The sequence below is a fragment of the Bradyrhizobium iriomotense genome, assembly GCF_018130765.1.
GTDB classification, from domain to species: Bacteria; Pseudomonadota; Alphaproteobacteria; order Rhizobiales; family Xanthobacteraceae; genus Bradyrhizobium; species Bradyrhizobium iriomotense_A.
This window is the reverse complement of the sequence record NZ_JAFCJZ010000002.1, coordinates 537,213-557,810: the sequence shown is the minus strand read 5'-3', so window position 1 is coordinate 557,810 and position 20,598 is coordinate 537,213. Positions and strand designations below refer to the sequence as shown.

The 20,598-nt window shown below is 64.5% G+C and carries 20 protein-coding genes and 1 pseudogene; 8 read left to right on the top strand and 13 right to left on the bottom strand.

From position 1 onward, the window contains the following. Nucleotides 1-93 precede the first annotated feature (93 nt). On the bottom strand, nt 94-381 hold the full coding sequence (locus JQ635_RS06055) for an usg protein (protein ID WP_018648592.1): 288 nt from the start codon (nt 379-381) through the stop codon (nt 94-96). A 402-nt stretch (nt 382-783) separates the two neighbouring features. Here JQ635_RS06055 and JQ635_RS06050 point away from each other — a divergent pair, with 402 nt between their 5' ends. After that, nucleotides 784-1,098 (top strand): co-chaperone GroES, encoded by a 315-nt coding sequence (locus JQ635_RS06050; protein ID WP_014494241.1) that lies wholly within the window; start codon nt 784-786, stop codon nt 1,096-1,098. A 45-nt stretch (nt 1,099-1,143) separates the two neighbouring features. Further along, nucleotides 1,144-2,784 (top strand): chaperonin GroEL, encoded by a 1,641-nt coding sequence (gene groL, locus JQ635_RS06045; protein ID WP_211408947.1) that lies wholly within the window; start codon nt 1,144-1,146, stop codon nt 2,782-2,784. A 143-nt stretch (nt 2,785-2,927) separates the two neighbouring features. Here the strand turns inward: groL and JQ635_RS06040 are convergent. From JQ635_RS06040 to JQ635_RS06025, 4 genes and pseudogenes are all read right to left on the bottom strand, one after another. Continuing rightward, nucleotides 2,928-3,211: pseudogene (locus tag JQ635_RS06040) on the bottom strand (GIY-YIG nuclease family protein). Nucleotides 3,212-3,277: 66 nt separating this feature from the next. Beyond that, a complete protein-coding gene (lepB, locus tag JQ635_RS06035; protein ID WP_211408946.1) occupies nt 3,278-4,024 on the bottom strand; it encodes a signal peptidase I in 747 nt (248 codons plus the stop codon). A 333-nt stretch (nt 4,025-4,357) separates the two neighbouring features. Beyond that, nucleotides 4,358-5,242, bottom strand: a complete 885-nt coding sequence (locus JQ635_RS06030) for an FkbM family methyltransferase (RefSeq protein ID WP_211408945.1) — start codon at nt 5,240-5,242, stop codon at nt 4,358-4,360. Nucleotides 5,243-5,681: 439 nt separating this feature from the next. After that, a complete protein-coding gene (locus JQ635_RS06025; protein WP_211408944.1) occupies nt 5,682-6,515 on the bottom strand; it encodes a LysR family transcriptional regulator in 834 nt (277 codons plus the stop codon). Nucleotides 6,516-6,645: 130 nt separating this feature from the next. Between JQ635_RS06025 and JQ635_RS06020 the strand changes: the two genes are divergently transcribed. Both JQ635_RS06020 and JQ635_RS06015 read left to right on the top strand, forming a co-directional pair. Then, a complete protein-coding gene (locus JQ635_RS06020; protein ID WP_211408943.1) occupies nt 6,646-7,239 on the top strand; it encodes a cysteine hydrolase family protein in 594 nt (197 codons plus the stop codon). Nucleotides 7,240-7,251: 12 nt separating this feature from the next. Next, complete coding sequence (locus JQ635_RS06015; protein ID WP_211408942.1) at nt 7,252-7,881, top strand: glutathione binding-like protein; 630 nt, start codon at nt 7,252-7,254, stop codon at nt 7,879-7,881. Nucleotides 7,882-7,888: 7 nt separating this feature from the next. Here the strand turns inward: JQ635_RS06015 and JQ635_RS06010 are convergent, their stop codons facing one another. After that, the gene (locus JQ635_RS06010) at nt 7,889-8,965 is read right to left on the bottom strand and encodes a DUF2778 domain-containing protein (protein WP_211408941.1); all 1,077 of its coding nucleotides are present in this window, start codon (nt 8,963-8,965) and stop codon (nt 7,889-7,891) included. 664 nt (nt 8,966-9,629) lie between these two features. On the opposite strand from JQ635_RS06010, the gene JQ635_RS06005 reads away from it, so the two are divergent. Next, nucleotides 9,630-10,151 (top strand): FecR domain-containing protein, encoded by a 522-nt coding sequence (locus JQ635_RS06005; RefSeq protein WP_211408940.1) that lies wholly within the window; start codon nt 9,630-9,632, stop codon nt 10,149-10,151. Nucleotides 10,152-10,217: 66 nt separating this feature from the next. Then, nucleotides 10,218-12,104, top strand: coding sequence for a CHASE2 domain-containing protein (locus JQ635_RS06000; RefSeq protein ID WP_211408939.1), 1,887 nt, complete (start codon nt 10,218-10,220; stop codon nt 12,102-12,104). A 198-nt stretch (nt 12,105-12,302) separates the two neighbouring features. Here the strand turns inward: JQ635_RS06000 and JQ635_RS05995 are convergent, their stop codons facing one another. From JQ635_RS05995 to JQ635_RS05980, 4 genes are all read right to left on the bottom strand, one after another. Beyond that, the gene (locus tag JQ635_RS05995; protein ID WP_211408938.1) at nt 12,303-13,805 is read right to left on the bottom strand and encodes a glycosyltransferase family 39 protein; all 1,503 of its coding nucleotides are present in this window, start codon (nt 13,803-13,805) and stop codon (nt 12,303-12,305) included. Nucleotides 13,806-13,811: 6 nt separating this feature from the next. Continuing rightward, complete coding sequence (locus tag JQ635_RS05990) at nt 13,812-14,945, bottom strand: glycosyltransferase family 2 protein (protein WP_211408937.1); 1,134 nt, start codon at nt 14,943-14,945, stop codon at nt 13,812-13,814. A 239-nt stretch (nt 14,946-15,184) separates the two neighbouring features. Then, complete coding sequence (locus JQ635_RS05985; protein ID WP_211408936.1) at nt 15,185-15,385, bottom strand: hypothetical protein; 201 nt, start codon at nt 15,383-15,385, stop codon at nt 15,185-15,187. Between the two features lie 89 nt (nt 15,386-15,474). Continuing rightward, on the bottom strand, nt 15,475-15,855 hold the full coding sequence (locus JQ635_RS05980; protein WP_211408935.1) for a hypothetical protein: 381 nt from the start codon (nt 15,853-15,855) through the stop codon (nt 15,475-15,477). A gap of 104 nt (nt 15,856-15,959) precedes the next feature. On the opposite strand from JQ635_RS05980, the gene JQ635_RS05975 reads away from it, so the two are divergent. Together JQ635_RS05975 and JQ635_RS05970 are read left to right on the top strand one after the other, a co-directional pair. Beyond that, nucleotides 15,960-16,796 (top strand): DUF72 domain-containing protein, encoded by an 837-nt coding sequence (locus tag JQ635_RS05975; protein ID WP_211408934.1) that lies wholly within the window; start codon nt 15,960-15,962, stop codon nt 16,794-16,796. A gap of 9 nt (nt 16,797-16,805) precedes the next feature. After that, complete coding sequence (locus JQ635_RS05970) at nt 16,806-17,267, top strand: DUF488 domain-containing protein (protein ID WP_211408933.1); 462 nt, start codon at nt 16,806-16,808, stop codon at nt 17,265-17,267. A gap of 111 nt (nt 17,268-17,378) precedes the next feature. Here the strand turns inward: JQ635_RS05970 and JQ635_RS05965 are convergent, their stop codons facing one another. From JQ635_RS05965 to JQ635_RS05955, 3 genes are all read right to left on the bottom strand, one after another. Beyond that, on the bottom strand, nt 17,379-18,293 hold the full coding sequence (locus tag JQ635_RS05965) for a PhzF family phenazine biosynthesis protein (protein WP_211408932.1): 915 nt from the start codon (nt 18,291-18,293) through the stop codon (nt 17,379-17,381). 123 nt (nt 18,294-18,416) lie between these two features. Then, nucleotides 18,417-19,310: an amidohydrolase family protein gene (locus tag JQ635_RS05960; protein WP_211408931.1), complete on the bottom strand. Its 894-nt coding sequence runs from the start codon at nt 19,308-19,310 to the stop codon at nt 18,417-18,419. Between the two features lie 22 nt (nt 19,311-19,332). Beyond that, nucleotides 19,333-20,574: an MFS transporter gene (locus JQ635_RS05955; protein WP_211408930.1), complete on the bottom strand. Its 1,242-nt coding sequence runs from the start codon at nt 20,572-20,574 to the stop codon at nt 19,333-19,335. Nucleotides 20,575-20,598: the final 24 nt, after the last annotated feature.

Sequence of the window (20,598 nt, the reverse complement as noted above, 5' to 3'; positions counted from 1 at the left end):
ATCTGGCTCTCCGTGGGTTCGAGTGTGGAAACCCAAACCTATCGGAAAGGCCACGCTCACCGCCCCATGGAATCTACAAGACCGCGCCTTAAATCAATGCAGCCGGAACACGCCGTCCACGGCGCGCAGCTCGGCGGGCTTGATCAGCTTGGAATGCGCGACCGTCACCGAGAACAGGGGGCCATCGAGCTTTTCCTGCCAGAAGGCCAGGAAGTCGGTCAGCGCCGGGAATTTCGGAAACATGTCGTAGTTCTGCCAGACATAGGTCTGGAGCAGCGAGGGATGATCCGGCATCCGGTAGAGAATTTGCGCCGTCGTCAGACCGTAGCCCAGCATCTGTTTCCGGAAGTCCTCGGAAACGCCCCCAACCCGCAGTCCCATGCCAACCTCCTTTGCAGGAGCGCATTCAGGGGGCGGCTTTGCCGGTACGCTGCTTACGAGCCACCCGGAAACGATGCGCTCACATGAGAGAAATGTGACGCAAACTGACAACCCATCTCAAGCCCAAAAGTTTAACAAGCTGTTGAAATTCAATGCGTTAGCAGCAGACATGACTCCGTGCTAATACGGTCCCCGCGGGGGCCTCGAAGAGGCCTCCAAGGCTGGTTAACGATGGGAAAGAGATTCCAGCAGTCCACGCTTCCGGGTGCTGATTTTTCTGCTAGAAGCCCTTGCCCCCGCAAAATTCCTGTCCTATTTCAGCCTCGCCTGTGCTAGCACTCGCGGGCACAGACTGCTAACGCCCAAAAATTCCCATATCGTGCAACTACTTAGGAGGACTGCATGAAATTCCGTCCGCTTCACGACCGCGTCGTGGTCAAGCGCATCGACGCAGAAGAGAAGACCGCTGGCGGCATCATCATTCCCGACACTGCCAAGGAAAAGCCCTCCCAGGGTGAAGTCGTCGCCGTTGGCCCCGGTGGCCGCGACGAAGCCGGCAAGCTGATCCCGATCGACCTGAAGGTCGGCGACCGCGTGCTGTTCGGCAAGTGGTCCGGCACTGAGGTCAAGATCGACGGCGTCGATCTCCTGATCATGAAGGAAAGCGACATCATGGGCGTCCTCGACGTCCCCGCTTCCAAGAAGAAGGCGGCCTAAGAGCCCCTCTCTCCATCCAGTCAAACATTCCAAGGAAAGATCCAGATGGCAGCCAAAGAAGTCAAATTCTCGGTTGAAGCGCGCGACAAGATGCTGCGCGGCGTCGACATCCTCGCCAATGCGGTGAAGGTCACGCTCGGTCCGAAGGGCCGCAACGTCGTGCTCGACAAGTCGTTCGGCGCTCCCCGCATCACCAAGGACGGCGTCACCGTCGCCAAGGAGATCGAGCTCGAGGACAAGTTCGAGAACATGGGCGCCCAGATGGTGCGCGAAGTCGCCTCCAAGTCCGCTGACGCGGCCGGCGACGGCACCACCACCGCGACCGTGCTCGCGGCCGCGATCGTGAAGGAAGGCGCCAAGTCGGTCGCCGCCGGCATGAACCCGATGGACCTCAAGCGCGGTATCGACCTCGCGGTCGAAGCCGTCGTGGCGGATCTGCAGAAGAACTCCAAGAAGGTCACCTCGAACGAGGAGATCGCCCAGGTCGGCACCATCTCGGCCAACGGCGACTCCGAGATCGGCAAGTTCCTCTCCGACGCCATGAAGAAGGTCGGCAACGAGGGTGTCATCACCGTCGAGGAAGCCAAGTCGCTCGAGACCGAGCTCGACGTCGTCGAGGGCATGCAGTTCGACCGCGGCTACATCTCGCCCTACTTCGTCACCAACGCCGACAAGATGCGCGTTGAGATGGACGACGCCTACATCCTCATCAACGAGAAGAAGCTCTCCTCGCTGAACGAGCTGCTGCCGCTGCTCGAGGCCGTGGTGCAGACCGGCAAGCCGCTGGTCATCGTCGCCGAGGACGTCGAGGGTGAAGCGCTCGCGACCCTGGTCGTGAACCGCCTCCGCGGCGGCCTGAAGGTCGCGGCCGTCAAGGCTCCGGGCTTCGGCGATCGCCGCAAGGCCATGCTGCAGGACATCGCGATCCTGACCGGCGGCCAGGCGATCTCGGAAGACCTCGGCATCAAGCTCGAGAACGTCACGCTCAACATGCTCGGTCGTGCCAAGAAGGTGATGATCGACAAGGAGAACACCACGATCGTCAACGGCGCCGGCAAGAAGGCCGACATCGAGGCGCGCGTGGCCCAGATCAAGGCGCAGATCGAGGAGACCACCTCGGACTACGACCGTGAGAAGCTCCAGGAGCGTCTGGCCAAGCTCGCAGGCGGCGTCGCGGTGATCCGCGTCGGCGGCGCGACCGAGGTCGAGGTGAAGGAGCGCAAGGATCGCGTTGATGACGCGATGCATGCGACCCGCGCGGCTGTCGAGGAAGGCATCGTCCCGGGCGGCGGCGTCGCCCTGCTCCGTGCCTCCGAGCAGCTCAAGGGCCTGCGCACCAAGAACGACGACCAGAAGACCGGCGTCGAGATCGTGCGCAAGGCGCTGTCGGCTCCCGCTCGCCAGATCGCGATCAATGCCGGTGAAGACGGCTCGGTGATCGTCGGCAAGATCCTGGAGAACAAGGCCTACAATTACGGCTTCGACTCCCAGACCGGCGAATATGCCGACCTCGTCAAGAAGGGCATCATCGACCCGACCAAGGTGGTCCGCACCGCGATCCAGAACGCAGCCTCGGTTGCCGCGCTCCTGATCACCACGGAAGCCATGGTCGCCGAGCTGCCCAAGAAGGGCGGCGCAGGTCCCGCGATGCCCCCCGGCGGCGGCATGGGCGGCATGGACTTCTAAGGTCTGGCCACTCAGGCACGATACGAAATGCGAAACCCCGGCAGCGATGCCGGGGTTTTTGTTTGGGGGGCACACACTCTCTCGCTTCGTCATTCCGGGGCGCGCCCTCTTGGGCGCGAGCCCGGAATCCATAACCACGAATCTCAGTTGGTTATCCCGGAATAAAGATCATTCCAATTCGGGTTCTGCTCGTCGATCAGGCGCGTCTTCCAGTCGCGACGCCACTTCTTGAGCTCTTTCTCACGTGCGATGGCGGTTGCAGGATCGTCGTAGATCTCGAGACGAGCTTGTCGACTCCATACTTCGTCGTGAAGCCGGGAACGGCTCTTGTCTTGTGCTCGTACACACGGCGCACGAGGTCGTTGGTTACGCCGATGTAGAGCGTACCGTGTTTCTTACTCGCGAGGATGTAAACATAGTAGGCCATTCCATCCGCCTGTGGTTATGGATTCCGGGCTCGGCGCTCCGCGCCGCCCCGGAATGACGCCCCCCCTCACCCCACCTTGCCCAGCCGCTCCATGTGCGGATCGCCGTTTTCGTCGAGCGACCAGAAGATCCGCGTCACCTTGCCGACCAGGTTGTCCATCGGCACGAAGCCGAACGCCGACATCATGCGGCTGTCGGTGGAGTTGTCGCGGTTGTCGCCGAGCACGAAGAAATGTCCTGGCGGCACCGTGTAGACGCTAGTGTTGTCGAGGAAACCATTGTCGACGCAGTCGTAGGTCACATAGCTCGCGCCGCTCGGCAGCGTCTCGCGCCAGCGCTTGGCCTTCGCCTCGTCGTCGCCTCCGCAGGCCGCACCGGCGAACACCTCCTTCAGCGCCACGCGCGTCACCGGCTTGTCGTTGAGGAAGAGCTGCCCTCCCCGCATCTGAACGCGGTCGCCGGGCAGACCGACCACGCGCTTGACGTAGTCGACCGAAGTGTCCTTCGGCGTGCGAAAGACGACGATGTCGCCGTATTCGGGATCGGCGGCGAGGATGCGGCCCGAGATCCAGGACGGCGCGAAGGGGAAGGAATAGCGGCCGTAGCCATAGGCGTATTTGGCGGCGAAGACGTAGTCACCGACCACCAGCGTCGGCGTCATCGAGCCGGAGGGGATGTTGAACGGCTGGTACAGGAAGAAGCGAACCACGAACGGCGGCGACCACAGCACCGGGATCAGCAGGATCAGGACGACGATCGCCTTCCATTCGCTGGATCGCTCCGCGGGGCGGATCGTTTGCTCAAGAGTGGTCATTGGCCTGCCTGATCAAGATCGTAGTCGTGGCGAGATTACGCAACCTGCGCGCGCGTGCAATCCCCAGCGAACCTGCGAATTGGTCGCGCGTCGCGTGGATCGCGTTCACCGCGGGGCGACGCGGATGTGAAGGGCCGCCCGCGGGCGGCCCTTCGGCCCGGCCGGATGCCGGACGACAGGTTTCATTTGCAAAGGACGTGAGGACGCGGACGACGCTTCCTGGGAGATCAGCGGGCCGAGGCTTAAGCTTGCGTGACGACGGGCGCACGCGCGCGATCGCGCGAGGTGTGTCGCGCGGTCACGCGGAGCCACCCGGCATCAGCGCAAGCGGTTCTAAACGGTCGCATTGAAGCTATCTATAAACTCCCTGCGGGCAAAAACGAAATCCGCATATCGGAAGATGCCCTTACTGTCGGGGAAGCAATCAATAATTTGGAATATCTCAAATCCTCTCTCTTGCAGCCAGTTGATAATCTCGCTGGGCTGATAAGACTTTTGGAATCTCTTGATCAAAGATACTTCGGCGACGATAAAGTCTATTTTTGACAGAAGCGCCTCGCTTCCTTTCAGAACTTCCAGCTCGAAGCCTTCCGTGTCGATTTTTAGGAGCGTCGGATGTTTCAGCTCATCGGCACTCACAAGCTGGTCCAGCCTGCGGATTTGGACCTCTACCGTCTCAAGCTTTTTGTTGTAAAGGCCTGTCATCTTGGATGCGGTCAAAAGACTAGATCCAGGACCGTTGAGTTGGAGATAGCCGCTGCCGCTTGAGGAGCCGACAGCAAATTTCACGAGCCGCCCCTTCCTGCGTCCCAAGACTTGGCTTTCAAGATAAGAATGAAATTCTGCGTTCCCTTCCACCAGAATCAGTTCCGCATCGGGGAAATAGGCATAGAGATCTGGCGTACCGTATGCGACGCCAACGTCGATGATAGTCTCCACCTTCGGCAGGAGTTTTAGTCCGGCTAGTGCCGGGACCTTTCGCCTGATGCTGAATCCAAGCACAGAGAATGACTTCTTGATAAACCAGTGCAGAGATTTCATTTCAGGCAACGCCAAATTGATGCGTGGATTTGGATAGCTTTCTTGTGCGATCGGCGAGGTGGCTCGAAATCGCTCAGCCCGAATAGCGAGCCGAAAACCGCATCTGCATTCACGTAGCATCTCCCGCGCAGGTCGATGAACACTGCTAAAGCGACCGGGAGTGCTGGTCAAGGGCATGCCCACCGCCAGTTGAGGGTGCGTTGCTCGGCGGCCACATATGAGGCGATGTCTGCCCCGGAAACGGAGCCCGCCATGGCTGTCAATCTCACGGACCTCAAGACTCGGAACGAAGCACGCTGAAAGGTGATGCATGTCGGCCCGAAACGGGTTCCGGCGTTCGACGTCGTGGCACAGCGGCTAATCGCTCCGGCCGCCAAGGCGCGCTATGTTGGTGTGCAGGAGCGGCTGCGGAGGGACGGCTTCAGGCCGGTTCCGTGGCGGTTCGTAGCCATCGTCTCGGTGCGCGACGGGATGAGTGACAATCATCTGTTCTACCAAACTGAGCTATCCTCCGTGGGGCAAGAGATCGGAATCGAACCGATGCCTTCGGGAGGCGTTCAAGATTTTTCGTCGCAGCGTGCGCGCTGTGACGCGATCGTCACACCGAGACATCGCCTCAACTGCGCGACATCTCCTGGAAACACGCCCTCACCCAGTCGATCGTGACGCGCGCTGCGGCGTCGCGCTTGAGATGGTTTTGCACGAGCAGCCAGACGTCGCGCCGCTTCGGCAGCAGCGTGGCGCGCAGGCGGCGATCGCCGAGCAAGTCCGCACAGACATATTCCGGCAACACGCCCGCGGCCTGATGCGCGCGGATCAGGTTGCGGATGACGCGAACATTGTCGGTGACGCAGCGCGCGCGGGCTTTCTTCGTGCGCAGGAATTGCATCTCGGGAATGGTCCCGAGCTCATCCGGGTAGGCGCACAGCATCGGCTCGCCCTCGGTCGCAACCGGCTCGAAATAATAGATCCGGATATCGCCGAGCTTTGAGATCGCGAAGTCGCCCTTGTCGGGTTTGCGCAGGCGGATGGCGAGATCGGCCTCCCAGCGCGAGAATTTGACGTTCTCGCTCGAGGTGAGGAATTGCAGCGTCAGGCCGGGATTGGCACGCAGGAAGTCGCTCGCGCGCGGCGACAGCACCTCCTCGGCAACCGTGTTGGTAGAGGCGATGCGCAGGCGCCCCACCGGACCAGCCAGACTCTCACCGACGCGGTCGATCTCGGCGGCATGCGCGGCCATCGCCTCGACATGCGCCAGCACCGCCTCGCATTGCCGCGTCGGCCTGCGAACGCCATCGGCGGCCTCGAACAGACGCAAACCGAGCGCACGCTCGATGCGCGACAGCCTGCGCCCGACCGTCGTCTCGTCGATGCGCAGCCGCGCGCTGGCGCCCGCGTAGGTGCCCTCGTCCCTGACGGCAGCGATGATGCGCAGATCGTCCCAGTTCATGGCGCGAGGTTATACCGGCGCGGAGCGACCTGCAATATCGCAGCCACCCGCTGCAATATCCCTGCATATCGGCAGGCCTCCCCGGGGCTATGTTTGTTCAGCGTTTTTTGATCCGGAGATTTCCAAGACCATGACGACCGCAAAGACCCTGCTGCAGCTCGCCGGCGCCGATCTCAACCCGCCGCGTCTTGCCGACGCCGCGCTGGTGCTGATCGATATCCAGAACGAATATCTCGAAGGTCCTCTCGCTTTGCCCGACGCAGGACCTGCGATCGCGCGGGCGGCTGCGCTGCTGGCACGGGCCCGCGAGAGCGGAGCTGCGATCATCCATATCGCCCATCGCGGCAAGGCCGGCAGCCTGTTCGATCGCGGCGCCGACCGCGGCGCCATCGTCGCCGAGCTCAGCCCCATTGCCGGCGAGCTGGTGATCGAGAAGGAGTTGCCGAACGCGTTTGCCGGCACCGATTTGCGGGCGCGCCTTGCCGCAACCGACAGGAAGAACATCGTGCTGGCCGGCTTCATGACGCACATGTGCGTCAGCTCCACGGCGCGAGCCGCGCTCGACCTCGGCTTTCGCACGACGATCGACGCCGATGCCTGCGCCACGCGCGACCTGCCGGACGGCCGCGGCGGCACGCTGGACGCTCGCACCATCCACGAGGTTGCACTCGCCGAGCTATCCGACCGCTTCGCCATCATCGCGCGCGGCGATGCGCTGAAATAACGGAGCAACGCGATGCTGCAACTCTATTTCTCGCCGATGGCCTGCTCGCTTGCGAGCCGCATCGCGCTGATGGAAGCGGGCCTCGATGCGCGCTATCATCTGGTGCATCTCCGGACCAAGCAGGTCGTGGACGACGACAGCGACTTTCACGGTATCTCGCCGAAGGGCGCGGTGCCCGTCCTCGTGCTCGAGAACGGCGAGCGGCTGACCGAATGCGCGGCGGTGCTGCAATACATCGCCGACGCAAAGCCCGAGTCCGGCCTTGCACCGCGCTTCGGCGATCCCGATCGCTATCGCCTGCAGGAATGGCTGAGCTTCATCGGCGCCGAGATCCACAAGGCGTTCCTGTTTCCGACCTTCTGGTACAAGGACGACGGCTCGCTCGCCAAGCCGCGGGCACGGATCCCGCAGACCTTGTCGGTGCCGTCGGCGCATCTTGCCGACCGCGAATTCCTCGTGGGCAACAGCTTCACCGTCGCGGATGCCCATCTCGCCTGGGCCTTGCTGCTGCTCCGTCCCGCGGGGGTAGACATCGGAGAGTGGCCGTCGTTGTCGTCCTATCTCGAGCGCATGCAGGCGCGGCCGACCGTGAAGAAAGCGATCGCAACCGAGATGGCGCTGCGCAAGACCTTGGCGGCCTAGAGGCGGATCAGTCCACCCGCGCCAGCACGGCGAGCTTGCGGATGCCCTTGTTGCGGTAGGCATCGAGGAACGCGTAATAGTCCTTGAACGACACGCAGCCGTTGGAGTCGCCGTTCGGCCCGAGCATGAAGGTGTGCGCGAGCAGGCCGTCGCGGCCGTAGATCGCGCTCTCGCCGCCGATCGGGGTCAGGCGCAGCGCCGGCACGCCGTGGAACAGCGCTTCGCGCGGCTTCAGCGTGTAGATGTGCGGCGGCGTCACGCCGCGCATGCGGGTGCGCTGGGAGCGCGGATCGTCGAGATTGGAGCCGAGGCCGGAATGCGCCTCGAGCCTGGTGCCGTCGGGCAGATAGACCGTCTTGGCGGTGATGTCGTAGACCGCGGTGTCGCGCTCATAGGGCGGCGCGCCGCCGAACATCGGGTTCTGCTCCTTCGGCGCGATGGCCGCGGTCACGCTGGCATCGGCCGAAGCATAGGCGAGCAAGCCGCCGGACGGCTCACGCTTGCCCCAGAGCTTTTCCACCATCGACTGGCGCGGACCGGTGATCGACATCACCGCGGCCTTGGCGCGGTCGGCGAAAGACTTCGGCTTCGCCTCGGGCGCCGGGACGATCTCGGCCGGATCGGCCGAGGCCAGCTGCATCTGGCCCTCGGGCGCACGCTTGGTCTTATCGGTGGTCTTGTCAGTATTCTTGGCCGCCGGCTTCAGCGCTTCCGCGACCTTCGCGATCACGCCCTGCTTCGGGGCGTCCTTGGCCGCAGCAACCTGGGTTGCGGGCGCGGCGCTCGCCGCATTCGACGGCACGCCCTGCGTGGCAGCGGCGGCAAAGCGCTCGTTGAACATCTCGCGCGAGATCGGGGCAGCGACCTGGAGCCGGTCGGGCAGCAGGGCAAAAGCTTCGTTGATGGCCTCGCTGGCCTCGCGCAGCGCCACCCTGGGCGCGCGCTTGATCACGGGCTCGTCGTAGCCAATGCCGCCGACGCTGGGATAGACGCTCGCGCCGAGGATATTGCTGTAGATGGTCCAGCCGGCGCCCATCACGACGCAGCCGATCGCCGCGGCGCCAAGCCAATTGGTGGTGGTCATTTTCCGGGAAGATTTCCGCGAAGATTTCTTGGACTTCCGTGCCGCGTTACTCTGCGCAGCGATGCTCGTACTCATTCGCCTTGCGTCCAGGACGGTGTCACTCAGTCCCCCTTCGAAGCGCCGCTGGTCACGATCCGGGAACAGCATCTCGCAGGAGGTCGGAGCGTCATTAAGGCGACTTTTAGTTAAATGCGGATTAAGTTCGGGCAGATGTGGGGCAACTCGTTAACGCTGTCTCATTCTGAGAAAAAAGCCCGAAGAACTACGGACTTAGTCGCGTTTGTTAACCATAATTCTCGGCTGGATCGGGCGATCAGCGAACGTCTTACGGCCGCCTTCTCTAGGCGCATCCAACCAAGTCATTTTCGTGGTCTTCAATACCCGGACGATAGCGGGGAAGGATTGCGCGAGGCTGGTGCGCCGGCCGTCTCATCGCCTCTCGTGACGCACGGGCGTCCGGCGGATCGACGTCAATGCGCGCACACGCCACTGCACACCGCGTGGCGACACTACGCCCTGACCGAAAGTTGATCGCGCCGGGCTAGAAAATGCCGCAGCGAGAAAATAGCTGCGAGAAGCGGCACTATTCAGCAGCCTCTGCGTGTGATACGGTACCGTATCAGCATCGCCTTGAACTGTGCCGAGCACGCAAACGGAGGCTGGCATGAAAGGGATCGCACGCGCCGGAGTCATTGCTCTGGCGTGGTCGTTGTTGTTGATGGAATACGCGGCCGCGCAGCCGGCCCATGCGGGTTGCACGCCGTCGCCATCTGCAGCCGGAACGCAAGTCTGGCGCTGCGATAACGGCATCACGATTGTTGCGGAGAATGGCGCCAGGTTTGAACTAAAGGACGCCAACCGCGACGGACATATTGACTCCGTGGAGTTGAGCAGCAAGGCGCTGCTGGTCGAGGTGCCCAGGAAGCCCGGCGGCAATCCCTTCAGGGTGCTGACGCCGCAGGCGATTGCGGCCGTGCGCGGCACCAAATGGGCCGTCGATGTCGCAGAGGCAAAAACCGCGGTCTTCGTTGCCGATGGCCGCGTCGGCGTCTCCCGCAGGAGCGGCGGACGCGGCGTTGTGCTCGGACCGGGCGAAGGCGTCGACGTCGAGGCGACCGGTGCATTGACCGTCAAGACATGGGGCCAGCCGCGCGTCGATGCGCTGATGGCGAGACTGGGCCAATAAGGCTCCGACAATACGATTAACGCCCGCGCAGCAAGGCCCGGGCGACAAAGAAGATTGCATGACCTAATGACTAGACGCGTTCAGATCCTGGTGGCCCTCGTCCTCACCGCGCTGTGGGGCGCCGGCATCTATGCGGCTCACGCCAACGGTCATCTGCGCTTTCTCGATCGCCTCGAGGCGACGCTGACGGATTGGCGGACACAGGTCCGCGGCGTGCAGGCGCCGCCCGATCTCGTCACCATCGTCGCGATCGACGACACCGTCGTCAAACGCGGCGGCAGCTATCCGCTGCCGCGCGCCGATCTCGCCCGCGTCGTCGACACCATCGTGCAGTTCAAGCCGAAGGTCGTCGCCATCGACCTCTTGCTGGTCGACCGCAGCGCCGCGATCGGCGATGCCACGCTGGCCAGTACGCTCGCCACCGGTCCCATGGTGCTCGCCGCCGCGGCGATCTTTCCGAGCGCCAGCGAGACCGTGGCCCCAAGCAACCAGGGCCCCCTCGCCGTCCTGCCGCAAGCCGAGCGCTTCCTGCTGCCGCTGCCGGCGTTTGCCGATCACGCCGAGGTCGGCGTCGTCAACGTCGCCACCGGACAATCGGGCTCGCCACTCTCGGTGCCGATGCTGTTCCGGACCCAGGACAAGGTCGAGCTCTCATTCCCCTTACGTGTCGCCACCCGCGCGCTCGACAAGCCGCTGACGATCGCGCCGGACCGTCTCATGCTGGGCGATCGCGCGGTGCCGACCGACAGCGACTTCGCGCTGCCGATCACGTATTACGGCCCGCGCCGCACCATCCGCACCGTCAGCGCGCAGAGCATCTTCGACGGCACGCTCAACCGCGCGGCGATCGAGAACCGGATCGTGGTGATCGGCGCCTCGGTCGCCGGCGGCGGCGACTTCTATCCGACGCCGTTCGATTCCCTCATGCCCGGCGTCGAGGTGATCTCCACCGCGATCACGCATCTCGTCGCCGGCGACGGCATCATGCGCGACCACAGGGTTCATATCGCCGACGCGCTCACCGCGATCCTGTTGCCGGTGCTGCTGGTCGGCCTGCTTGCCTGGCGGCGCAGCGCGCTCGGCATCATGGCGGCGGCCGTCGTGATGATCGCCTGGGCCGGGCTCAACCTGTTCGCCTTCACGCACGGCCTCTGGCTGAACGCTGCGACCACGCTTGCAGCGACAGTGCCGCCGGTTGCGGTCTTCGCTGGCGTGCAGCTCTGGGCGGGCGGCCGCAAGGCGCAATATCTCACCGCCAAGAGCCGGTCGCTGGCGCAGTTCCAGGCGCCGGCGGTGCAGGAGTGGCTGGCGCGCGACCCCGATTTCCTGGCGAAACCGGTCCGGCAGGACGCGGCCGTCGTCTTCATCGATCTCTCGGGCTTCACCGCGCTCAGCGAGCGGACCGATCCCGATGCGTTGCGGGATATCCTGAATGCGTTTCACGCACGGATCGACACGGCGGCGACCGCGTGTGGCGGCATCGTCACCGGCTTCCTCGGCGACGGCGCCATGATCCTGTTCGGCCTGCCCGGCGCGATGCCCGATGACGCGGCGCGCGCGCTCAAATGCGCGATCGAATTGCATCGCAGCGTCGATCGCTGGATCGCTTCGCTGCCGCCCGCAATCGGCGATCAGCTCGGCTTCAAGATCGGCGCCCATTGCGGCCCGATCGTCGCCTCGCGCCTCGGCGGCAGCCACCAGCACATCACGGCGACCGGCGACACCGTCAATGTCGCGAACCGGCTGATGGAGGTCGCGGCCCAAAACGGCGCGTGCCTCGCGCTGAGCGATACGCTGCTGGGTGCGGCCGACTATCTCGGCGACCCCGACAGCTCGTTGAGAGGCCCCCTGTGCACACAGGTCCGCGGCCGCTCCGGCACGGTCGCCGTCTGGTTCTGGCGCGACGAGAGCAAGCCGGGCGAGACGGCGACCAAAGCAGAGATTACCGGCTGAATAGCCGCCGCCTGCGCCCAACACTCCGCCGTCGTCCCGGCCTAGTGCGCAATTGCGCACGGGGGCCGGGACCCATAACCACAGGGAGCGGTTTGGCGAAGACTAGTCGTGAACAGATCTTCACGCGGTACAAGCACCTGCGTTTATCGAGAGATCACGCGGTATGGGTCCCGGCCTCCGCCGGGACGACACCTAGATCTACCGCGCTTCCGGCGGCGGCGAGCGGTCGAGCACATCGCCCTTGGCGCCTTCGAGCAGATCGATGCCGTAGGTCTCGACCACGAGCGGGCCGCGCTTGCGCTGCAATTGCGCGATTTGCGTCACCTTCGCAAAGAGCTCGTCGAACGCGGGATGGCCGCCTGCACGCAGCTCGTCGACATAGAGCAGCTTGCCGGCAAGCAGCTTGGGATCAGGCTCGGGCATGTTGACCCAGCGGATGCGCTGGTTCTGCTGCACCACGCAGGTGCCGCGCGGCAGGTAGAAGGCGAGCCAGCCGGTGGTGCCGTAATCAGGCGCAAGCACGCAGGTCGCACCAACGCGCGCGCGCTCGGCTTCAATTTGCGCGGCGAGCTCGCGCCAGCCGACACCGACGCTGCGTACGGTCGCATCGCGGCGATAGCCCGATAGCCAGCCGGTGTTGGCCTGCACGACCAGCGCTGCAAACATCACGATGCCCACGGGCGCGGCCCAGCGCAGGCAGAAATCCGCCAGGCGCCGCGCGCGCGGCTTCCACTGCACGAGATTGGCGGCGGCCGCGGCCGCGAGCACGAAGGGCGGATAGACCGGCGCGAACCAGTTGGCCTCGACGCGGGCATGCAGCGAATGCCAGACGAAATAGGCGACGATGGTCCAGAACATCGTCTCGATCAGCACGCGCGAAGCCAGCGCGCCGGCCCGGTGCCAGGTCAACGCGTGCAGGCCCATCGCGCCGAGAATGAAGACCAGCGGGGTCGCGAACGCGACCTGGGTCGGGACCAGCTCGGCGATGAAGACCGGACGGAAGTCCTCAATCTTCGCTCGCCCGAGCTGCTTTGCGAACGAGACCCATTGATGATCGGCGTTCCAGAGGATGACAGGCGAGAACAGTGCCAGCGCAACAAGGCCACCGAGATAGGGCCAGGGCGAGAGAAACCAACGCCTGAGCTTCGGCACGGACGCGAGCCAGATCAGGATGGCGGCGCCAAAGAACATCGCGGTGTATTTCGACAGCAGCGCCGCGCCGACCGCGATACCGACCGCAAGCCACCAGGCGCCGCGGCCGGTCTCGAGCACCTTGGCGAGGAAGAACAGCACGAAGCTGGAGGCGACCAGCAGCGGCGCATCAGGCGTCACGATCAGCGTGCCGACGGAGGCCAGCAGCGTCACATTGAGCAGGATGGCGCTGGTCGCCGCGACGCGCACCCCGCCGAACAGGATCGCCGCGGAGCGGTAGATCGCATAGCTCATCGGCAGCGCGAGCAGGATCGAGACTAGGCGGACGCCGAGCTCGGTGTCGCCGGCGATCATGGTGCCGGCGCGGATGACGTAGGCGACCATCGGCGGGTGGTCGTAGTAACCACCGGCCAGGTTCTTCGACCACATCCAGTAATAGGCTTCGTCGAAGGTGATCGGCGTGAAGGCGGCCGCGACGAGCCGCAGGGCCACCAGCGCGAGAATCGCCAGCGCGGTGTTGCGGACGATCCGCGCGTCAGCTCCGCCCATCGTGAGCTATTTCTTGCGCCAGACGAACAGTCCGGACATCGCATAGTTCCACACCACGCCCATCAGCGCGCCGGCCAGGCCGGCCAGCCACCAGATCGGCTCCTGGTCGTAGACCGAGAAGGCGACGCCGACATTGGCGAGCAGACCGACGCTGCACACGATGTAGAAGGCGATCAGGCCGCGCAGCAGCGCAAAGCCCTTCAGCCGCTGATCGCGATAGGTCAGGAAGTTGTTGAGGATGAAATTGCTGGTCATGGCGACGATGGCGCCGGCAGCCTGCGCCTCCGCGAACGGCGCCTTGAACAGCTGAAGAGCAATGAACAGCGTGGTGAGATGCACCACCAGCCCGATGCCGCCGACCATCGCGAACAGGATGAAGCGCAGCGAGACGATGTCGTTGGTCAGCTTGGCCAGCACAAGGCCCAGGAAGTCGAGCGCGACCATGGAATCGAGCTTGCTCTCGCCGTGCTGGCGGGCGCCGAACGTGTAGGGAATCTCGACGGCGCGCAGGCTGCCATGCGCGGTCGCGACAACGTCGAGCAGGATCTTGAAGCCGTGTACCGACAGCTTGGGCGCGAGCTGCTCGAAACGGTCGCGGCGGATCATGAAGAAGCCGCTCATGGGATCGGCGATCTCGACCCGCAGCATCTTCCTGGCGACCTCGGTCGCCAGCGCGCTGGCGCCGGCGCGTTGCTTGTTGAAGCCTTCGCTCTTGTAGCCCTCGATATAGCGGCTGCCGACCACGAGCTCGGCCTGGTCGCTGGCGAGCAGCAACAACATCTTCGGCAGTTGCGTCTCGTCGTGCTGGAGGTCGGCGTCGATCACGGCCACATAGGGCGCGCTGGAGGCCAGGATGCCCTCGATGCACGCGCCCGACAGGCCGCGGCGGCCGATGCGGCGGACGCAGCGCACGCGACTGTCGCGCTGGGCCAGTTCGCGCACGACGTCCCAGGTGCCGTCCGGCGAGTTGTCGTCGACGAACACGACCTCCCAGGCGACGTTGACGAGCGTCGCCTCCAGGCGCCGGTACAGCACCGTGACATTGTCGCGCTCGTTGAAGGTCGGGACGATGACCGACAGTTCCGGCCCCTCTTGAGCCTGTGGCGGATGGTCGGAGCCCGGTCTGATCGCTTCATTCATGACGGCAGCGTATATCCGCCGCGTCCTGCGCTGCCAAGCCAGGGTTTTGAGGGGGAACGGGCCAAAAGGGGCCCCAAAATGCCAACGACCCCGGAACGGCGGACCGCGCGTACATCCGGCGCAGGCCCAAGCTATTCCAAGGTCGTCCCAGCGCCGGAGTTTTCGCTCAACGTCGCCGTTAGAACCTAGATAGGAACGCCAAAAGCGCTTCGCAAGGGGGCAAAAGCCCCTTTCCGGGACTAGTTCGGGACTTCCTTGATCACCGGGCCGCGCGGCGCAGGCGCGGCGGGGGCTGCGGGCGCCGCAGCAGGGGCCGGCTCGACCTTGGCCGGCTTGGGGGGCTTGCCGTACTGGCCGATCGGCCCGAAGACGACGGCGACCGCGAGCACGACCGCCGCGACGATCGCGCCCAGAATGCCACCCACCGACTCAGACGACATGGAAGCCCATCCCTGTTCCAGATGCGGCGAGTGATACCATGGATGAACGCGGCGCCGGAAGGGCCACAGGACCACGACGGTGAATCGAACTATTTCTGCGGCGGCCTGTGCTTGACGAAGGCCGTCACGATGTCCTTCTGCGCTGATTCCACCGCCCTGTTCGCGGTCGCGAGATGGGCGCCCGCATCGATGTTCGGATATTGCGTGGTGAGATAGTCCAGCAAGGCCACCCGGTAATATTGCCGCTCCGACGGACAGGCGCCCGCGACCGAGCGGCCGAAGTCCTGCTCCGACAGGCCCTGATTGGAGTCGCGCGAATATTCGCGCGCCAGGCAATGCCAGTAATCGTCGCGGCCCTGCATGGCGAGCTTCTGCGCGTTCTCGCCGTCGTCATCGTCCGCCCTAACAGCAGACGTCATGGCAGCAGTTGTCATCATCATGAGCGCCGCCCCCACCATCAGCATCCGCATCTTGTTCTCCTTCTGCGCAGATGATCTTCGCGAGCTTAAACGGGACGCGGCAACTGGCCAATCACAACTGGTTTGATTAGGATGCCGGCCTCCCCTCCACGTCGATGCGAGATCCTTCCGTGGCCAAAGCAAAAACCGTGTCCAAAAAATCCGGCAACATCTTCATCGGCATCGGCGGCTGGACCTTCGAGCCCTGGCGCGGCGTGTTCTATCCGGAGAAGCTGACGCAGGCGAAGGAGCTGTCCTACGCGGCCTCGAAGCTGACCTCGATCGAGATCAACGGCACCTATTACGGATCGCAGAAGCCGGAGAGCTTTCGCAAATGGGCGAGCGAGGTGCCCGACGGCTTCGTGTTCTCGGTAAAGGGACCGCGCTTTGCCACCAATCGCCGCGTGCTGGCCGAGGCCGGCGATTCCATCAAGCGGTTCTATGATTCCGGCGTGCTGGAGCTCGGCGACCATCTCGGCCCGGTGCTGTGGCAGTTCGCGCCGACCAAGAAGTTCGACGGCGCCGATTTCGGTGCGTTTCTCGAGCTGCTGCCGCGCAAGCTCGACGGGCGCGCGCTGCGCCATGTGGTCGAGGTCCGCCACGACAGTTTTTGCACGCCTGATTTCGTCGCGCTGATCCGCCAATTCGAGACGCCAGTGGTGTTCGCCGAGCACGGCAAATATCCCGCCATCGCCGACGTTGCCGGCGATTTCGTCTATGCGCGGCTGCAGAAGGGCAATGACGAGATCAAGACCTGCTATCCGCCGAAGCAGCTCGACGCCTGGGCGGAGCGTTTCAAGGATTGGGCTTCGGGCGGTGAACCGGACGACCTGCCGAAGGTTGACAAGGCCAAGCCGAAGAAGGAGCCGCGCGACGTGTTCGCCTATGTCATCCATGAGGGCAAGGTGCGCGCACCGCACGGCGCCATGGAACTGATCGCGCGGGTGAGCTGAGGATGGTTCATGGCAAAGGCGAAGAAGCTCTTCACCATCGGCTATGAGCAGACACCGCCCAAGGCGGTGCTGGACGAGCTGGAAGAAGCCGGCGTCAAGCTGGTCGTCGACGTGCGCGCGGTGACGTCGTCGCGCCGGCCGGGTTTCTCGAAGAAGCAGTTGTCCGCAGGACTCGACGAGCGCGGCATCGCCTATGTCCATCTCGCCGCGCTCGGCACGCCCAAGGAAGGCCGCCTCGCCGCCCGCAGCGGGCAATATGACGTGCTGGAGAAGATCTATTCAAAGCACCTGAAGACGCCGCAGGCGAAAGAAGAGATGGACGAGCTCTCGGCGCTGGTGAAGAAGGCCGGCCCGGTGTGCCTGCTCTGCTACGAGCGCGACCACACCCACTGCCACCGCCAGATGATCGCGGAGATCATCGAGGAGCGCGATGGGGTGACGGTGAAGAATTTGGCGGGGCGGCAGGTGTAGGTCTCGTTATTCCGGGGCGCGACGAAGTCGCGAGCCCGGAATCCATCAGGCGGCAGTACGCGTGGCGAGATGGATTCCGGGCTCGCGCTACGCGCGCCCCGGAATGACGGCTTACCCCTCACCCGCCAGCCGGAACGTCCCCTCCATCATCTGCACGCAGCTGCCGCCGACATGGGCGGAGACGGTCTTGCCGTCCTGCTTGCGAACACGCGTCAGAAGGATGCTCGGCCGGCCCATGTCAAAACCCTGGCCGACCGTGAGCTTCAGCTCGCCGTCGCGCGTAGGATCGAGATCGGCGAACAGCGCCGCCGCCGCGACCGTCGCGCTGCCGGTGGCGGGATCCTCGGCGAAGCCGCTGGCGCCGCGCATGAACATCCTCGCCTGGATGTCGCAAGGCGCCTCCGCCGCGGCCACCTCGCGCGTGTAGAACCACACCGAGAAGGCACCGTCGCGCGGAAGCACCCTGCCGAACGCGGCCGCATCGGGCCTCGCCCGCTTCAGCGCATCGCGCGAATGCAGCTCCGCCACCAGGAACGGCGTCCCGACGCCGACGACCTGCGGCGCGTGGCGATCGGTCCTGATATCGTCGGCCGTCAGGGAGATGCAGGCCGCGACGTCGGCGGCGGAAACTTCCGCCAGTCGCGACAGCGGCTGCGGCGCGGTCAGCTCGGTGCTGACCACCCTTCCCTGCTCTCTTCGAATGTCGACGGGCACGAGCCCCGCCTTCTCCTCGAACAGCAGGCGCGGCTTCGGCTCGTTCGCGAGGCTCGCCAGCACGAAGGAGGTGCCGACATTGGGATGGCCCGCAAAGGGAAGCTCCCTCACCGGCGTGAAGATCCGCACCTCGGCATCATTGGCCTTGTCGCGCGGCGGCAGCACGAAGGTCGTCTCGGAATAGTTGAACTCGGTGGCGATCGACTGCATCTGCGCGGTCGACAGGCCGCCGGCGTCGAGCACCACGGCGAGCTGGTTGCCGCCGAAGGCGCGGTCGGTGAACACGTCGACGGTGACGTAGCGGCGCTGCATCTTTCGCTTCCCCATGCAAATCGCGGCCACGACCGGCCGCATCGCGCGGCAGTCTACAAGTCGAAAACATCGCTCGTCATGCCCCAAAATTGAGTGCAATCGGAGCAATCGCGGAAAGAGATTTTAGAAGCGAAAGAGCTGACGTGGCGAGGCGAGCACTTGCGCGCGCTCGCTCTCGTCGACGATCAGCGCATCGAGAAATTCCCGGTTCTTCGCGTAAGTCTGCGTCGCCTCGAACTGCGTGTGCGGCCAGTCGCTGCCCCACAACAGGTGATCGAGGCCGTAGGCGTTGCGCAGCAGCGGATAGGCCTGCTTTGCGAAATCCTCGCCGGCCGCGCCGTTGCGATACGGCGCCGAGATCTTGACCCAGACATTTCTCGTCACCCCCAGCTTCAGCACCGACTGGAAACCGGGATCGGCGACACCGAGCTTCGGATCGGGCAACGTGTAGTGATCGAGCACGATGGTGACGCTGTGATCGAGCAGCTGCGGCGCAAGCAGCGCAAGGTCAGACGCATTGCGCTGGATCTCGACCTGCCACCCCATGGCTTTCACGTGCCCGAGCAGCGCCTTCCATTCGCCGGCGGCGAGATCGGGCAAGGGCTGGCCGACGAGATTGAGGCGAATGCCGGCGACGCCGGCGCGGTCGAGTGCACGCAGCTCGTCCGCGGTCACAGCGGGATCGACCACGGCGATGCCGCGCAGGCGGCCATTCGCCTGTTTCAGGCACTCGACCAGATAGGAATTGTCGGTGCCGAGAAAGCTCGGCTGCACCAGCACGCCATGGGTCATGTCGTTGCGGTCGAGCCGCTCCAGATAGAGCGCCAGCGACGCATCGTAGTCGGGTGCATAGCGCCGGCCTGGCGCCAGCTTGAGACCGCGGTGGAAGACATGGGCGTGGGTATCGATCGTCGGCAAGGCCGCCTCACTCCTGGCTGTGGTCGCGGCCACTGTGACGAGCGACGCGAGACTCGCGCCGAACTGGCGGCGCGTAAGGCCGCGCTGGGAAATTGTCATGGTGGCTTTTTCCCATCCGTCGTCAGACACGCGTCGCAGCGGTCTGTTCAAAGACCTTGCCGCGCGTCTCCGGCAGCAGCAGCACCGCGATCAGCACCAGCGAATAGGCGAAGGCCGCGTCGATGCCGATCGCAGGTCCAAGCCCGATACGATCGCTGAGGAAGCCGACCAGGAACGGGAACGCTGCGGAGACGATGCGGCCGAAATTGTAGCAGAAGCCGACGCCGGTGCCGCGCACGCCGGCCGGATAAAGCTCGCTGAACAGCGCCGCCATGCTGGCCGGAATGCCGGCGGAGAAGAAGCCGAGCGGAAAGCCGAGCACCAGCATCTCGCCGTTGGTCAGCGGCGCGAAGATGTAAATCAGAACCGTGATGATGCAGGCGGTGGCGAAGAAGGCGACGTTGGCCCGGCGCCCGATGCGATCGCTGATGATGCCGCTGGTCACGCAGCCGCAGAAGAAGGCAACGATGATGACGGCGAGATAGCCGCTGGAGCCCAGCACCGACAGGTGCCGCACTTCGCGCAAATAGGTCGGCAGGAAGGTGGTGAGCGCGGCATAGCCGCCATGGGCGCCGATGCCGAACAGGCCGCCGATCAGGGTCGAGCGCAGCACGTCGCGATGGAAGATGCCGGAGAGCGTGGCGAAGAACGGCGTCTTCTCGGCAGCTACGGCGCGCGGCGGCTCCTTCAATCCGCGGCGGATGAAGATGATGAGCAACGCGGGCAAAAGCCCGAGCGCGAACAAGAGCCGCCAGGCCATGTCGGCCGGCGCATAGGTGAAGACCAGCGCCGAGAGCAGCACGGCGGCACCCCAGCCCACGGCCCAGGCGCTCTGCACCGAACCGAGCGCCTTGCCGCGATGCTCGGGCCGGATGATCTCGGCCATCAGCACCGCGCCGCAGGCCCATTCGGCGCCGAAGCCGAGGCCCTGGATCGCTTTCAGAACCAGGAGCTGGGTATAGGTCATCGCGAAAGCGCAGGCGAAGGTCGCGAGCGCAAACGTGGCAACGGTGATCTGGAGTGCCTTGACGCGGCCAAAACGATCGCCGAGCGCGCCGCCGAACCAGCCGCCGAACGCGCCGAAGAACAGCGTGATCGAGCCGAGCAGCCCGGCATCGGCCTTGCTGATGCCGAACGCGGCGATCAGCGCGGGGATAGCGAGGCCGAACATCTGGACGTCGAGCGCATCCAGCGCCCAGCCGCCAAAGCTTGCCCAGAACGTGCGCCGCTCCAGCGGCGAGCTTTCGCTGTACCAATTCGACATGTTTCCTACCCCTGTACTCTTGTT

Bases quoted from the DNA above. Each gene is read 5' to 3' on its own strand.
- JQ635_RS06050 (WP_014494241.1), top strand. From the start codon at position 784: ATGAAATTCCGTCCGCTTCACGACCGCGTCGTGGTCAAGCGCATCGAC.
- JQ635_RS05980 (WP_211408935.1), bottom strand. From the start codon at position 15,855: ATGCGGATGCTGATGGTGGGGGCGGCGCTCATGATGATGACAACTGCT.
- groL (WP_211408947.1), top strand. From the start codon at position 1,144: ATGGCAGCCAAAGAAGTCAAATTCTCGGTTGAAGCGCGCGACAAGATG.
- JQ635_RS05975 (WP_211408934.1), top strand. From the start codon at position 15,960: ATGCGAGATCCTTCCGTGGCCAAAGCAAAAACCGTGTCCAAAAAATCC.
- JQ635_RS05990 (WP_211408937.1), bottom strand. From the start codon at position 14,945: ATGAATGAAGCGATCAGACCGGGCTCCGACCATCCGCCACAGGCTCAA.
- JQ635_RS05985 (WP_211408936.1), bottom strand. From the start codon at position 15,385: ATGTCGTCTGAGTCGGTGGGTGGCATTCTGGGCGCGATCGTCGCGGCG.
- JQ635_RS06055 (WP_018648592.1), bottom strand. From the start codon at position 381: ATGGGACTGCGGGTTGGGGGCGTTTCCGAGGACTTCCGGAAACAGATG.
- JQ635_RS06020 (WP_211408943.1), top strand. From the start codon at position 6,646: ATGACGACCGCAAAGACCCTGCTGCAGCTCGCCGGCGCCGATCTCAAC.
- JQ635_RS06010 (WP_211408941.1), bottom strand. From the start codon at position 8,965: ATGACCACCACCAATTGGCTTGGCGCCGCGGCGATCGGCTGCGTCGTG.
- JQ635_RS05960 (WP_211408931.1), bottom strand. From the start codon at position 19,310: ATGACAATTTCCCAGCGCGGCCTTACGCGCCGCCAGTTCGGCGCGAGT.
- JQ635_RS05955 (WP_211408930.1), bottom strand. From the start codon at position 20,574: ATGTCGAATTGGTACAGCGAAAGCTCGCCGCTGGAGCGGCGCACGTTC.
- lepB (WP_211408946.1), bottom strand. From the start codon at position 4,024: ATGACCACTCTTGAGCAAACGATCCGCCCCGCGGAGCGATCCAGCGAA.
- JQ635_RS06025 (WP_211408944.1), bottom strand. From the start codon at position 6,515: ATGAACTGGGACGATCTGCGCATCATCGCTGCCGTCAGGGACGAGGGC.
- JQ635_RS05995 (WP_211408938.1), bottom strand. From the start codon at position 13,805: ATGGGCGGAGCTGACGCGCGGATCGTCCGCAACACCGCGCTGGCGATT.
- JQ635_RS05965 (WP_211408932.1), bottom strand. From the start codon at position 18,293: ATGCAGCGCCGCTACGTCACCGTCGACGTGTTCACCGACCGCGCCTTC.
- JQ635_RS05970 (WP_211408933.1), top strand. From the start codon at position 16,806: ATGGCAAAGGCGAAGAAGCTCTTCACCATCGGCTATGAGCAGACACCG.
- JQ635_RS06000 (WP_211408939.1), top strand. From the start codon at position 10,218: ATGACTAGACGCGTTCAGATCCTGGTGGCCCTCGTCCTCACCGCGCTG.
- JQ635_RS06005 (WP_211408940.1), top strand. From the start codon at position 9,630: ATGAAAGGGATCGCACGCGCCGGAGTCATTGCTCTGGCGTGGTCGTTG.
- JQ635_RS06030 (WP_211408945.1), bottom strand. From the start codon at position 5,242: ATGCCCTTGACCAGCACTCCCGGTCGCTTTAGCAGTGTTCATCGACCT.
- JQ635_RS06015 (WP_211408942.1), top strand. From the start codon at position 7,252: ATGCTGCAACTCTATTTCTCGCCGATGGCCTGCTCGCTTGCGAGCCGC.